Raw genomic sequence first — 13,335 nt, forward strand, 5'->3', positions numbered from 1 at the left:
TGGTCACTTCATCGAGGCCCGGCTAGCGTCACCGAAGGAAAGGGTGACAATGCCGCATAACACCGAACTGGATTCGATCGACCTGGCCATTCTGGCCGAGCTGCAGAACGACGCCCGGCTGCCCAACAAGGATCTCGCCGACCGCCTCGGCGTGGCGCCCTCGACGGCCCTGGAACGCGTCCGCTCGCTGCGCCGCCGGGGCGTCATCACCGGGTTCCGCGCGTGGGTCGAGCCGGCCAAGCTGGGCCGGCCGCTGCAGGCGTTGCTCGCCCTGCGCGTACGCCCCCACACCAGCCAGCTCGTGGACCCGCTGCGGACGTTCGTGCTCGGCCTGCCGGAGACGATCACCCTGTTCCACGTCGCCGGGACCGAGGACTTCCTGGTGCACGTGGCCGTGACCGACGCCGACCACCTGCACCGGCTGGCGCTGGAGAAGTTCCTGGTCCGGCCGGAGATCGTCCATCTGCAGACCACGCTGATCTTCAGGACCGAGCACCAACCGGTCCAGCGGCCATCCGAAATGTAACAATGATCCACATGTCCCTCCGGATCACGACGCTCGCCGAACGTCCCGAACTCGCCGCCTCGCTCTGGACGATGGACAGCGCGTGGCCCGAGTTCATGCTCAAGGACCCCATCGCCGACCTCTTCTACGAGATCGCCGACTCGGCCTACGCCGACTACGTGCTGGTGGCCGACGACGACGCCGAGCCGGGGCGGCTGGTGGCGCGCGGCTGCATGATCCCGTACGCGCCGAAGGGGTCCGAGCTGCCCGACGACGGCTGGGACGCGGTGATCCGCCGGGGCTGGCTGGCCCGCGAGACCTCCGCCGAGACCTCCGCCATCTCCGCCCTGGAGATCACCGTCCGGCGCGACCTGCTGGGGTCGGGAGTGTCGCCTCGCATGGTGCGCGCGATGCGCGACCACGCGGCCGCGATGGGGTTCGCCGAGCTGGTGGCGCCCGTCCGGCCCAACCAGAAACACCTCGAACCGCACACCCCCATGACCGAGTACGCCTTCCGCACCCGAGCGGACGGGCTGCCGCACGACGCCTGGCTGCGCGTGCACGTACGGGCCGGCGGGAAGATCGTCAAGGTGGCGCCCCGGTCGATGGTGGTCGCGGGCACACTCGACGAGTGGCGCGCGTGGACCGATCTGCCCTTCGACCGCACCGGCACGGTCGAGGTGCCGGGAGCGCTCAGCCCGGTGCACTGCGACGTGGCGCACGACCACGCGGTCTACGTCGAGCCGAACGTCTGGGTCAGCCACCCGCTGCGCTGACCGTGTTAGACGGGCTCACCTGCGGGCAAGCGCCCCGGTATGCCGGAGACACCGAACAGCACACCACCCGGACAGAGCCAGCCGTACCCAGGCCGAAGCGGCGAGATGGCGCCCGAACCCCGCGATGAGATGCGCGACTACGAGGGCAGGGGCCTGCTGGCGGGCAAGCGGGCGTTGATCACCGGCGGTGACTCCGGCATCGGCCGGGCGGTCGCCATCGCCTTCGCCAAGGAGGGGGCCGACGTCGCGATCGCCTACCTCAGCGAGCACGAGGACGCCAACCACACCAAGAAGCTCGTGGAGCAGGCCGATCGGCGTTGCGTGCTGCTCCCGGGCGACCTGGGCGACCGCGACCACTGCGCGTCGGTCGTCGAGCAGGCGGTCGGCGAGCTCGGCGGCCTCGACGTCGTGGTCAACAACGTGGCCTACCAGGAGCCGGTCAACTCCCTGGAGGAGCTGACCGACGAGCAGTGGGAGCACACGTTCGCGGTGAACATCCACAGCTACTACCGGGTCACCAAGGCCGCCCTGCCGTACCTGCGGGAGGGCAGCGCGATCATCAACACCTCGTCCGTGAACGGGCTGCGCGGCAACAAGACGCTGATCGACTACTCCGCCACCAAGGGCGCGATCAACGCATTCACCTACGCGATGGCACAGAACCTCGTCGAAAAGGGCATCCGGGTCAACGCCGTGGCCCCCGGGCCGGTCTGGACGCCGCTGATCCCGGCGACGTTCCCCGAGGAGAAGGTCGAGAAGTTCGGCGAGCAGGTGCCGATGAAGCGGGCCGCCGACCCCGACGAGATCGCGCCGTCGTACGTCTTCTTCGCCGCCGAGCGGCTGTCGTCGTACTACACCGGCGAGGTCCTCGCCCCCATCGGCGGCGAGACCCTTCCGGGGTGAACGCCGCTCCGGCTGATCAGCTCGTACGGCGGAGCAGCTCCCGCTCGTGAGCGCGCACGTCGAGCCCTTTCGCGGTGGCCCACGCGTCATCGTGATAAGTCGCCAGATGTCGTGGATGCGCGTCACCGATCACGGACACCACCGTGCCGTGACGGCCCTTGGCGCGCATCCGTTCGACCAGCTCCAGCGCGGCCCAGAGCGCGGTGCCCGACGAACCGCCCACGGGCAGCCCGGTGACCTCGCGAACGCGCCGGGCGGCGGCGACGGAGGCCGCGTCGGGCACCGGGATCACCAGGTCGACCAGGTCCGGGCGGAAACCGGGCTCCACGCGCGGCCTGCCGATCCCCTCGATGCGTGACGGCATGCCCGTGGCGTAGTCGGACACGTCCAGGGTCCATCCGGGGAAGTACGCCGAGTTCTCGGGATCGGCCACCGCCACCCGTGTCCGGTCCACGCTTCCCGGCTCTGGGCCCGCAAGCGTGGGGAGTCGCTCTGGGCCCGCACCCGGAGAGGCGACGAGGGCCTGGGCCCGGCGGCCCAGGGTCGCCGAGGTGGCTCCGGTGCCGGCCCCCACCACCACCCAGTCCGGGCGTACCTGGGCGAACAGCTCGTCGGCCAGGTCGTGCTCGACCGCTCGACCGAACTGGTCGAGGAAGTGCCCTTCGATCTGCCGCGCCGCGTCGTAGATCGCCAGTGGCGGGGTCACGAACCGGCACTCGCCGCCCAGCTCCTCCACCGGCCGCGCCCGTTCCTCACCGCGCGCGCCAGGCATGACCACGATGTACGGCAGGCCGAGCCGCCTGGCGAACCACGCCTGCGCCACGGCGGCGTTGCCACCGGTGGCCTCCACCACGGTCGTCCCCTCGGTCACCAGCCCGTCGAGGACGGCCCGCCGGAGCAACGCCCTGGCATGCCGGTGCCGCAGGCTCCCGGTCGGATGCGCCGACTCGTCCTTCAGCAGCAGCCTGACGCCGGGCGCCGCCACGGGAAACTCGACCAGAGGCGTCGGCGCCCCCGTCTCCAGCAGGTCCAGCGCGTGCACGTCCCAGCTCACCTGATCACCCTTTCACGCCCTTGATGTGCCCGCGCTCAAACGAGGCCAGGAGCACTGGGTGTGCGTACTTTTGCTGGAAATAGGCCGTCATGAGTGTGCATTTCTCAGCAGAGCAGAACAATCTTCTGCTCAACCATGGAGACGTCGAGAGCGGGGGTGCGATCCGGGTGTCCGACTCGGTGACGATCGTTCCGGGAGCCGGCTGCCTGGCGGTCGCCGGTGATCCCACCACGGTCCGGTGCTCGGCCGGCATCCCGAAGATCCTGGCGAGGCTGGGCAACGGCCGCGACACCTTCCGCACGCTCGTCCCGTTCGCCGGGTCGGTCGAGGGCGACGACGGCGACGACACCTTCCTCGTCGGCGAGGCCGCCGGCACCACGGCCAGCCGCATCCTGTACGCCGGCCACAACGGCGAGGACACCACCTCCTACGCCCTGTCCTCGGCCGCGGCCGGGGTGACCGTGCGACTGGACTTCGCGTTCAACGACGGCCGCCCCGCCGAGGGCACCCGGCCGGCCGACCAGGACAACATCCAGACGGAGAACATCATCGGCAGCTCGTTCGGCGACACGCTGACCGGCGACGCCCTGGGCAACACGATCACACCGGGCCGCGGCCGGGACACCGTGTCGGGTGGCGCCGGCAACGACGTGATCGACGTCCAGGACGGCCAGGCGGAGAACTCCGTCCGCTGCGACGGCGGCACCGCCGACAGGGCGATCGCCGACCGAGTCGCCGTGGATACGGTCAACGCCGACTGCGAGACCATCACCCGCGCCGCCTGAGTGCGTACCAGTGGTGAATCCGGTCGAACGGGGCCCGACCGGACACACCCGGGGGCCGGCCAATCAATGGCCGGCCCCTTTTCACCGCAAGCCCGGCAACTCGCCATCTCGCCTTCCGATTCCCCGGCGGCCACGTCAACCGGTGGGCCACCCTGTCCGTCAACCGAAGAAAGAAGGAGACACCAGGCCATGAAAACCATGACAGCCGAACCGTGGGGAGTCACCCGCGTGACCGCATTCAACCCGTCCGCTCGCGTGGAAGTGCCCCGCGTCGAACTCGACCCCGTGACACAGACCGGTCGCTACTTCGATCCGTCCGGCCAGCCGATCGAGGCGGGCAGGCACGGCACCAACAAGGAGACCAACAAGAACACGACGACCAGCTGCTCTGACAGTACGAGGCCTGCTAAAGACCACGACAACACCATCGACTACGCCGACGACTGTTGATGACGGATGTTCCGTTCTGGTGATCAACAGCGTGCGCTCTCGCCAACCTCTCTGGGGAAAGGACGTACATGACCGATCGGAGCGCTGGACTGGCCGAGCGACTCATCTCGGGTGGTCACCTACACGATCCGCAATGGCGGGCCGCGGTCGAGCACGTTTCCCGCGAGTTCTTTCTCGGAGACGCGGTCTTCCGGCGGGTGAACGGTTCGTACGGCACGCTGTGGGAGCCGGTGCGTCGCCAGGACGTGGGCGATGAGGAGTGGCTGCGGATGGCCGACTCCGACGAATCCTGGGTCACCCAAGTGGACGGTGTCATGGCTGCGGCCGCGACCGACACGATGGGCGGGAGCCCGACGTGCTCCTCCACGATGCCCAGCCTGGTGGTGCGGATGCTGGGGGTCGCCGAGATCGTGGACACCGACTCGGTGCTGGAGATCGGCACGGGGACGGGCTACTCCACCGCTCTCATGTGCCACCGGCTCGGCGAGGCTCGCGTGACCTCGGTCGAGTACGATCGGGCCGTGGCCGCCGGCGCGCGGGCCGGCCTCTCGCGGCAGGGCTACGCCCCCACCCTCGTCGTGGGTGACGGCCTCGGCGGCCATCCGGAGAACGCCGAGTACGACCACCTGATCGCCACCTGTTCGGTGCGCTACATCCCCGCGCCCTGGATGTGGCAGGTGCGTGACGGCGGCACCATCACCGCTCCGCTGACGGGCTGGATGCACGGGTCGGCGTTCGCGCATCTCAGGCTCGGCGACGACGGCACCGCCTCCGGCCGGTTCCGCGCCGAGGACATCTCGTTCATGCCCGCCCGCCCGCATCAGCCCCCGCCGCGCTCGCCGTTCTACCTGACGGGCCTCGGGGAGGCGCGCGCGAGCCGGATCGATCCGAAGCTGCTCGACGACTCGACCGGCGTGTTCGTCGCCCAGCTCGCCGCGCCTTCGGCCGAGAAGATCGGTGACGGGGACGAGGTGTTCCTGATCGACGTGGCCACCGGGTCCCAGGCCACCACCGAGCCGGCCCCGGACGGTGGCTGGAGCGTGCACCAGCACGGGCCGCTCCGGCTGTGGGACGCCGTCGAGGACGCCATCCTGACCTGGCAGCGAGCGGGATCTCCCCACCAGTCGGCCTTCGGTCTCACCGTGACGCGCGACGGGCGGCAGCGGGTCTGGCTCGGCGACCCGGACGGGCCGAGCTGGAATCTCCCTGTCTGACCGATCCACGGCGGTGTCCCGCGCGCGGGATCCGCCCCGGCGGGCCCGCGCACCCGGTCGGATCTCGACGCCGTACGCGGTCAGGTCTCCGCGTCGTACACGTCAGGCCGGCGTCGTACGTGGCGTGAGGGTCAGCCGGAGGGCGCCGGGGGCGGCGGCGGGGACCACCGGGTGGCGCGGCGCGACCGGCGAGAGCCGGTCGTAGGCCGATCCGAGGGGCGGACGCGGATCCGCCTCGCCCGCGTTCGGCCAGAACGACATGGCCCGCTCGGCCTGCGCGGTGATGGTCAGCGACGGGTTGACGCCGAGGTTGGCCGAGACGGCCGAACCGTCGACGACGTGCAGCCCCTCGTGGCCGTAGAGCCGGTGGTAGGGATCGATCACGCCGGTGTCCGGGGAGTCGCCGATCGCGCAGCCGCCGAGGAAGTGCGCCGTCGCCGGGATGTCGAACAGGTCCAGCCACGACCCGCCCGGCAGCCCGCCGACCTCCTCGGCCGCGTGCCGTACCGCGTCGTGACCGGCCGGGATCCAGGTGGGATTGGGCTCGCCGTGGCCGCGTGACGCGCGCAGGCCCCAGCGGGTGCCGCGTACCGTGATCGAGTTGTCCTTGGCCTGCATGACCAGCGCGATGATGGTCCGCTCCGACCAGCGCCGCAGGTTGAGCAGGCGCAGCGCCCGCAGTGGGTGCGCCGCCGCCTCTCGGGCGAAGGCGCGCCACCGGGACTGGCCGCCGTCGATGAGCAGGGTGCGCAGCAGGCCCATCGCGTTGGAGCCGTCGCCGTAGCGGACCGGCTCGATGTGCGTCTGCGCGTCGGGGTGGATGGAGGAGGTGATGGCGACGCCGGAGTTGAGCTTCTCGCCGTCGGCCGAGAGCCGTTCGAAGCCCAGCAGCGCCTCGGAGTTGGTCCTGGTCAGCGTGCCCAACCGGGCGGAGACGCGGGGCAGCGTGCCGTCGGCGCGCAGCCGGTGCAGCAACCGCTGGGTGCCGTACGTGCCGGCCGCGAAGACGACCTGCTTCGCGGTGAACGTACGGCGCAGCCGCGCGGACCCCGTCCTACGGACGTGCACCCGGTAGCCGCCGGAGGGCAGCGGACGCACCGAGGTGACGGTGCACTCGGCGTAGATCCGGGCGCCCGCCCGTTCGGCCAGGTAGAGGTAGTTCTTGGTGAGCATGTTCTTGGCGCCGTGACGGCAGCCGGTCATGCACTGGCCGCACTGCGTGCACCCGCGCCGCTCGGGGCCGGCGCCGCCGAAGTAGGGGTCGACGCCGTCCTCGCCGAAGTAGACGCCGACGGGCGCGAGGCGGAAGGTGTCCGCCACGCCCATCCGATCGGCGACCTTGCGCATGATCTCGTCGGCCCGGGTCACCGTGGGGTTGGTCACCACGCCCAGCATGCGTCTGGCCTGGTCGTAGTGGGGAGCCAGCTCGGCCTTCCAGTCGGTGATGGACGCCCACTGCGGGTCCTGGAAGAACGGGTCGAGCGGCTCGTACAGGGTGTTGGCGTAGTTGAGCGATCCGCCGCCCACCCCGGCCCCGGCCAGCACCATGACCTTGCTGCCACGCTCGCCGCGCAGCACGTGGATGCGCTGGATGCCCTTCAGCCCGAGCCAGGGCGCCCACAGGAAGTCGCGCGCGTGCCAGGAGGTGGCGGGCAGGGTGGACTCGTCGAAGCGCCGGCCCGCCTCCAGCACGCCGACCCTGTACCCCTTCTCGGTCAGCCGGAGCGCCGAGACGCTGCCGCCGAACCCGGACCCGATGACGAGCACGTCGAAGTCGCTCACTTGAGCCGGAGCCTCCTCATCGTCTTGAGCGTGACGCTCAGAACCTCGGCCCACGTCTCGTACGACAGGTCGAACGGCGGCTCGAACCCCAGCCAGCTCGCCTGGGAGGCCACGGTCTGCGACTCGGTGTAGCGGAGCAGGCCCTCCGCGCCGTGCCTGCGGCCGATGCCGGACGCCTTCATGCCGCCCATCGGGGCGTCGTAGGAGGCGTAGGCGGAGCCGTACCCCTCGTTGATGTTGACCGTGCCGGCCTTGACGCGGGCGGCGAGCGCGCGGCCGCGGGCGAGGTCGGTGGTCCAGACGGAGGCGTTGAGCCCGTAGACGGTGTCGTTGGCCAGGGCGACGGCCTCGTCGTCGGTGCCGAACGGGTACAGCGCGACCACCGGGCCGAACGTCTCGTTGCGGCACAGCTCCATGTCCTCGGTGACGCCGGTGAGGACCGTGGGCTCGTAGAACAGCGGCCCGAGGTCGGGCCTCGCCTTGCCGCCGGTCAGCAGCGTGGCGCCCTTGTCCAGCGCGTCGTCGACGTGCGCGCTGACGGCGTCGAGCTGGCGCTGGGAGGTGAGCGAGCCCATCTGCACCGACCAGTCGTGGCCCGCGCCCAGCCGCAGGTTGCGCACCTGCCGGGTGAAGCGCTCGGCGAAGGCGTCGAACACGCTCGCGTGCACGTACAGGCGCTCGATCGACAGGCAGAGCTGGCCGGCGTTGGTGAAGCAGGCCCGGAGGGCGCCCTGGACGGCGAGGTCGAGGTCGGCGTCGTCGAGCACCACCATCGGGTTCTTGCCGCCGAGCTCCAGGGAGCAGCCGATGAGCCGCTTGGCCGCCTCCTCGGCGATCTTCCGGCCGCTGCGGGTGGAGCCGGTGAAGGCCACGTAGTCGGCCCCGTCGAGCAGCGCGTCGCCGAGTTCGGCGGGCTCGCCCAGCACCACCTGCCAGATCTCGCGCGGCATGCCCAGCTCGGCCAGCAGGTCGATCGTCCACAGCGTGGACAGGGCGGTCTGCGTGTCGGGTTTGTGGACGATCGCGTTGCCGGCCAGGAGCGCGGGGACGGCGTCGGTGACCCCGAGCGAGAGCGGGTAGTTCCACGGCGAGATGAGCGCGACCACGCCCTTGGGCCGGCGCAGCTCGCTCACCCGGGTGGCCACCGGGAGGATGCCCTGGCGTCTGCGCGGGGCGAGCAGGCCGGGGGCGCGGCGAGCGTAGTAGAGGCCGCACCCGGCGACGTCCAGCACCTCCTCGAAGGCGTGCTTGCGGGCCTTGCCGGTCTCGTTCTGGACGATGTCGAGGATCTCGTCGCGCCGGTCGAGCAGCGCGTCGTGGAGGAGGAGGAACGGCCGCACCCGTTCGGCGACCGGCCGGGCGGCCCATTCCTCCTGGGCGGCCCGTGCCTTACGGTAGGCCGCGCTGACGTCGTCGGCGGTGGAGAGGGGCAGTTGGGCGAGGGGTTCGCCGGTGAACGGCACGGTGATCTGCTGGGTCGTGCCGCTGGACGTCACGTGCATGGCAGAAGGATATTCCGGACATGCTACTCGCGGGTAGTTTTCGCCGGGCGCGGCATGGGGTGAGAATCCCCTCATGCCTTCCTTCGCGCCGCTCAGACCCGGAGATCCGCCACGCCTGGCCGGCCTCGATCTCCTCGGCAGGCTCGGCGAGGGCGGGCAAGGGGTCGTCTACCTGGCCAAGGACCCCTCCGGCGAGCACGTCGCCGTCAAGTGGCTGCGGGCCGACCAGGCGGCCGACGAGGTGAGCGTCGAACGGTTCCTGCGCGAGGTGCAGGTGGCTCAGCGGGTGGCGCCGTTCTGCACGGCGGCCGTTCTGGGCACCGGCATCGAACACCAGCGGCCCTACATCGTCAGTGAGTTCATCGAGGGGCCGTCGCTGCAGCAGGTCGTGCAGCGGGAGGGGCCGCGCACCGGCTCCTCGCTGCACCGCCTGGCCGTCGGCACGGCCACCGCGCTGGCCGCGATCCACCAGGCCGGCATCGTGCACCGCGACTTCAAGCCGGCCAACGTGATCCTCGGCACCGACGGGCCGCGGGTGATCGACTTCGGCATCGCGCGGGCGCTCGACGCCACCTCGACGATCAGCGGCATGCCGGTCGGCACCCCTTCGTACATGCCGCCCGAGCAGATCATGGGACACACCGTCGGGCCGGCCGCCGACCTGTTCTCGTGGGCCGGGACGATGGTGTTCGCCGCGTCCAGCCGGGCGCCGTTCGGCAGCGACACCATGCCCGCGGTGCTCAACCGGGTGCTCAACCAGGATCCCGACGTGGGCGTGCTCGACGGGCCGCTGCGCGACGTGGTGCTCGACTGCCTGGCCAAGGACCCTGCCCGCCGGCCGACGGCCGAGCAGGTGATCATGCGCTTACTGCAGCGCGCCGCGCCCAACCCGGGCATCCTCGCCCAGGCGGCCGCCGCCGCGACCCCCTCGGCGCCGTACCCGGCGGCACCACCGCACCCGACGCCCCCGGCAGCGCACCCGGCACCGCACCCGACGCCGACACCGCACCCGGCGCATCCGGCGCCGTCTCGGCACCCGATGGCCTCGGGGTCGCCGATGGGGTCCACGCCGGTGGCATTCCCGGCGCCCGCGAGGTCCTCGATGCCGCCCGGAGCGTATCCCGGGTCTTCGACCTCCTTTCCCACGCACCACCGGCCGGGGTTCCCGCCACCCCGCAAGGGCAGGGGCCCGATCATCATCGGTGTGACGGTGGCCGTCGCGGTGCTCATGCTGGCGGCCGTGGCGGTGGTCGTCTCGCGGCAGCGGCCCCCGGTCGCGGCCCTTTCGGCCACGCCGCGACCGACGACGACACAGCAGCGCGAGACCCCCACGGCGGTGCCGGCCGACCCGGTCAAGCGCAAACTGCCCGGTGGCGCGATCACGCTCTACGAGCACCCGGCTGACGCCATCACCCTCACCTCGTACGAGATCTACGACAAGAAGTCCGAGGAGTGGCAGGACTACGCCAGGAAGTCACTGCGCGGCACGTTCATCAAGTACGCCGACAACTGGGAGTCACTCGTCTCGCCAGACGGTCACCGCCTGGCCACCAGGGGCCGCACCTACACCTCCGACGACTACGACTCGATCGTCATCACCGACCGGCGCTCGGGCGCCAGGTCCACCGTCAAGACCGTGCGCGAGCCGCTGATCAGCAGCCTGCGTTCCTGGTCCAAGGACGGCTCGAAGCTCCTGCTCAACATCGAGCGGAAGAAGGGCGACGACTGGCTCTACCTGGGCTTCGTCCTCATCGACGTGGCCGAGGCCAAGGCCACCGTGGTCAACGTGGCCGACAACGCGATCCGCGGCTCCTCCTTCGGCTGGGACGGCGAGGAGAAGGGCGTGGTCAACGTCTACGGCAAGGACGAGGGCCTGCGCTTCTTCGACGCCGCGGGCAAGGCGGTCCGCGACGCGCCCGCCGTCGGCACGCTGGCCTCGGGCACGCAGGACCTCTTCTCCCCTTCCGGCAAGCTGTTCGTGACCAACTGCCCCGAGGGCGTCGGCCGCGACCACTGCCTCTGGGACTCAGCCACCGGCGTCCGGGTCCGGGCGTTCTCCTCCGACTGCGACAAGATCCTCGGCTGGTACGACGAGACCCACCTGTTCTGCTGGGAGCAGAGCAACGCCAGCAACGACGAGGTCCAGGTCGTCGGCTTCGACGGCGAGCTGGTGCGCAAGCTGCTGGAGATCCCCGACGAGCTGGAGCTGAGTCCCGTCTTCACCGTCAACCCGGCCCGGGGCTCCTGAACCACCCGGCCGCGGAATCCGTCAATGTGGTCATGAAGCCGCCGATCCGTACGGCACTGGTCGCCACAGTCCTCGCGACCACCGCCGCCTGCACCTCCGCCACCCCGCCGCTCCCGAAGCAGCGGCTGGAGGCCGTACGTCTCGTCTCCTACAGCGACTGCGACGAGCTGCTGGCCGGGCTGCGCGAGCGCGCGGCGAAGAGCGTCGGCGCGTGGGGCTTCGGCGGGCCCCAGGTGAAGTATCTGGCACGTGACACCGCGATGGCCGTGCCCGAGGCCAAGGTCTCGCTCACTCCCGAGCACTCCACGACGAACGTGCACGAGGCGGGCGTGGACGAGCCCGACCTGGTCAAGACCGACGGGGACCGGGTCATCACGGCCGGCAACGGCGTACTGCGCGTCATCGACACGGCGACCAGGAAGGTCACCGCCTCGCTGGACCTGAACGGCGGCAAGGAGCCGACCTACCAGCCCGCCGACCTGCTCGTCTCGGGCGATCGGGCGCTGGTGCTGATGCGGGGCGGCGGCATGGTGTTCGACGCCGTCGTGCCGATGAGCGAGACCAGATACCTGCTCGTGGACCTGTCCGGGCAGCTCAAGGTGCTCGCCACGATCAAGCCGGACGGCGAGTACGTCGACGCCCGGATGGTCGGCTCGACCGTGCGGCTGGTCACCCGGAGCCAGCCTGCCATCACGTTCCCCCGGCCCCCCGACGCCACCTCGGAGGCCGAGCGCAGGAAGCTCAACCAGGCCGCGGTACGGCAGGCGTCGCTGGACGCGTGGCTGCCCAAGGTCGAGATCACCGACGCGTCCGGCGCCACCAGGAAGGACTCGGTGCCCTGCGAGCGGGTCAGCCACCCGGCCGACTACACCGGCGCCTCGCTGCTCACCCTGCACACGATCGACCTGGCCCAGGGCGTCACGGCGGCCGGCACCGACCCGATCAGCCTGGCGGCCGACGGCGACATCGTCTACGGCACCGGCCAGAGCCTGTACGTGGCCAGCAACCCGCACTGGTGGCGGCCCATGCAGCCGATGGTCGTGGAGGACGCCCCGATCACCGAGCCGACCCCCTCGGAGCCCAGCCCACGCACCACGTCCACCTCGGCCAGCACGTCCACCTCGGCCACCTCAGCCAGCACGTCCAGCTCGGCCACCTCGGCCACTTCGCCCACCGAGTCCGCGCCGGCCGAGGGCAAGGTCAAGCCCACTCTGGCGCCGACTCCCACGGAACCGCCGGAGGAGACCGAGGTGCACCGGTTCGACCTGGGCAAGCCCGGCGCCCCCTCCTACGTTGCCTCCGGCAAGGTGCCCGGCCGGCTGCTGAACCAGTACTCCCTGTCGGAGCACGACGGCCACCTCCGCATCGCCACCACCCTCACCTCCACCGACCAGCGGCCCAGCTCCAGCAGCGTCTACGTGCTGGAGGCCGCCGGCATGCGCAGGGTGGGCGAGGTCGGCGGGCTCGGCAAGGGCGAGCAGATCTACTCGGTCCGCTTCATCGGCCCGGTCGGCTACTGCGTCACGTTCAAGCAGGTGGACCCGCTCTACACGATCGACCTGCGCGACCCGGCCGAACCCCGCGTGACGGGCGAGCTGAAGATCACCGGCTACTCCGCCTACCTGCACCCGGCGGGCGACGGGCGGCTGATCGGCATCGGCCAGGAGGCCAGCGAGCAGGGCCGGACGCTCGGCACGCAGGTGTCGCTGTTCGACGTGAGCGACCCGGCCGGCCCGCGCCGGCTTTCGCAGCTGTTCCAGAAGGACTCGGGTTCCGAGGCCGAGTGGAACCCGCACGCGTTCCTGTACTGGCCGAAGACGGGCCTGTCGGTCATCCCGCTCAGCGACCACACCGGCCGCCAGGGCGCCATGGCGCTGAAGATCGACGACTCCGCGGTCACCAAGCTCGGCCTGATCGAGCATCCCCTGGATCGCAGGAACGGCTACCAGCCCGGCATCGAGCGCTCGATGGTCGTCGGCGACTCCATCTGGACCGTCTCCCAGAGCGGTGTCCAGGTGAACGACGCCACCTCGCTGGCCCGGCAGGCGTGGATCCCGATGAACTGACACCCCTCCGATCTGGAAGTGCGCCGTTCCCCAGGGGCGGCGCCCTTTCA

At 70.9% G+C, this 13,335-nt stretch carries 11 protein-coding genes; 8 read left to right on the forward strand and 3 right to left on the reverse strand.

Annotation, left to right across the window (positions count from 1 at the left end; translation table 11 throughout):
- The first annotated feature begins 49 nt into the window (after nucleotides 1-49).
- The 3 genes from IEY82_RS23255 to IEY82_RS23265 are packed head-to-tail and all read left to right on the forward strand — an operon-like array spanning nucleotide 50 to nucleotide 2,184.
- Entirely contained in the window at nucleotides 50-526 is a 477-nt protein-coding gene (locus tag IEY82_RS23255; RefSeq protein WP_189126318.1) for an Lrp/AsnC family transcriptional regulator, read from the forward strand.
- Between the two features lie 11 nt (nucleotides 527-537).
- On the forward strand, nucleotides 538-1,281 hold the full coding sequence (locus tag IEY82_RS23260) for an N-acetyltransferase (RefSeq protein WP_189126319.1): 744 nt from the start codon (nucleotides 538-540) through the stop codon (nucleotides 1,279-1,281).
- A gap of 39 nt (nucleotides 1,282-1,320) precedes the next feature.
- Nucleotides 1,321-2,184, forward strand: coding sequence for an SDR family oxidoreductase (locus tag IEY82_RS23265; RefSeq protein WP_189126320.1), 864 nt, complete (start codon nucleotides 1,321-1,323; stop codon nucleotides 2,182-2,184).
- A gap of 16 nt (nucleotides 2,185-2,200) precedes the next feature.
- On the opposite strand, the gene IEY82_RS23270 is transcribed toward IEY82_RS23265, so the two are convergent.
- Nucleotides 2,201-3,238: a PLP-dependent cysteine synthase family protein gene (locus tag IEY82_RS23270; protein ID WP_189126321.1), complete on the reverse strand. Its 1,038-nt coding sequence runs from the start codon at nucleotides 3,236-3,238 to the stop codon at nucleotides 2,201-2,203.
- 89 nt (nucleotides 3,239-3,327) lie between these two features.
- Here IEY82_RS23270 and IEY82_RS23275 point away from each other — a divergent pair, with 89 nt between their 5' ends.
- The 3 genes from IEY82_RS23275 (at nucleotide 3,328) to tgmC (ending at nucleotide 5,687) form a co-directional block, all read left to right on the forward strand.
- On the forward strand, nucleotides 3,328-4,023 hold the full coding sequence (locus IEY82_RS23275) for a hypothetical protein (RefSeq protein WP_189126322.1): 696 nt from the start codon (nucleotides 3,328-3,330) through the stop codon (nucleotides 4,021-4,023).
- Between the two features lie 198 nt (nucleotides 4,024-4,221).
- Complete coding sequence (tgmA, locus tag IEY82_RS23280) at nucleotides 4,222-4,473, forward strand: putative ATP-grasp-modified RiPP (RefSeq protein WP_225263638.1); 252 nt, start codon at nucleotides 4,222-4,224, stop codon at nucleotides 4,471-4,473.
- A gap of 68 nt (nucleotides 4,474-4,541) precedes the next feature.
- Nucleotides 4,542-5,687 carry an ATP-grasp peptide maturase system methyltransferase gene (gene tgmC, locus IEY82_RS23285; RefSeq protein WP_189126324.1) on the forward strand — a complete coding sequence of 382 codons (1,146 nt, stop codon included), beginning with the start codon at nucleotides 4,542-4,544 and terminating at the stop codon, nucleotides 5,685-5,687.
- A 102-nt stretch (nucleotides 5,688-5,789) separates the two neighbouring features.
- Here tgmC and IEY82_RS23290 read toward each other — a convergent pair whose 3' ends face one another.
- Complete coding sequence (locus IEY82_RS23290; protein WP_189126325.1) at nucleotides 5,790-7,469, reverse strand: FAD-dependent oxidoreductase; 1,680 nt, start codon at nucleotides 7,467-7,469, stop codon at nucleotides 5,790-5,792.
- Nucleotides 7,466-8,971, reverse strand: a complete 1,506-nt coding sequence (locus IEY82_RS23295) for a succinic semialdehyde dehydrogenase (RefSeq protein WP_189126326.1) — start codon at nucleotides 8,969-8,971, stop codon at nucleotides 7,466-7,468. The genes IEY82_RS23290 and IEY82_RS23295 overlap by 4 nt, the downstream gene beginning before the upstream one ends.
- Before the next feature lie 73 nt (nucleotides 8,972-9,044).
- On the opposite strand from IEY82_RS23295, the gene IEY82_RS23300 reads away from it, so the two are divergent.
- Together IEY82_RS23300 and IEY82_RS23305 are read left to right on the forward strand one after the other, a co-directional pair.
- Nucleotides 9,045-11,219, forward strand: a complete 2,175-nt coding sequence (locus IEY82_RS23300) for a serine/threonine protein kinase (RefSeq protein WP_189126327.1) — start codon at nucleotides 9,045-9,047, stop codon at nucleotides 11,217-11,219.
- Nucleotides 11,220-11,251: 32 nt separating this feature from the next.
- The gene (locus tag IEY82_RS23305; RefSeq protein WP_189126328.1) at nucleotides 11,252-13,285 is read left to right on the forward strand and encodes a beta-propeller domain-containing protein; all 2,034 of its coding nucleotides are present in this window, start codon (nucleotides 11,252-11,254) and stop codon (nucleotides 13,283-13,285) included.
- Nucleotides 13,286-13,335: the final 50 nt, after the last annotated feature.

Origin of the sequence: Nonomuraea cavernae (genome assembly GCF_014646355.1) — a bacterium.
Taxonomy (GTDB): domain Bacteria; phylum Actinomycetota; class Actinomycetes; order Streptosporangiales; family Streptosporangiaceae; genus Nonomuraea; species Nonomuraea cavernae.

Coding starts and splice junctions, on each gene's coding strand:
- tgmA (WP_225263638.1), top strand. CDS start 4,222: ATGACAGCCGAACCGTGGGGAGTCACCCGCGTGACCGCATTCAACCCG.
- IEY82_RS23295 (WP_189126326.1), bottom strand. CDS start 8,971: ATGCACGTGACGTCCAGCGGCACGACCCAGCAGATCACCGTGCCGTTC.
- IEY82_RS23305 (WP_189126328.1), top strand. CDS start 11,252: ATGAAGCCGCCGATCCGTACGGCACTGGTCGCCACAGTCCTCGCGACC.
- IEY82_RS23265 (WP_189126320.1), top strand. CDS start 1,321: ATGCCGGAGACACCGAACAGCACACCACCCGGACAGAGCCAGCCGTAC.
- IEY82_RS23275 (WP_189126322.1), top strand. CDS start 3,328: ATGAGTGTGCATTTCTCAGCAGAGCAGAACAATCTTCTGCTCAACCAT.
- IEY82_RS23260 (WP_189126319.1), top strand. CDS start 538: ATGTCCCTCCGGATCACGACGCTCGCCGAACGTCCCGAACTCGCCGCC.
- IEY82_RS23300 (WP_189126327.1), top strand. CDS start 9,045: ATGCCTTCCTTCGCGCCGCTCAGACCCGGAGATCCGCCACGCCTGGCC.
- tgmC (WP_189126324.1), top strand. CDS start 4,542: ATGACCGATCGGAGCGCTGGACTGGCCGAGCGACTCATCTCGGGTGGT.
- IEY82_RS23255 (WP_189126318.1), top strand. CDS start 50: ATGCCGCATAACACCGAACTGGATTCGATCGACCTGGCCATTCTGGCC.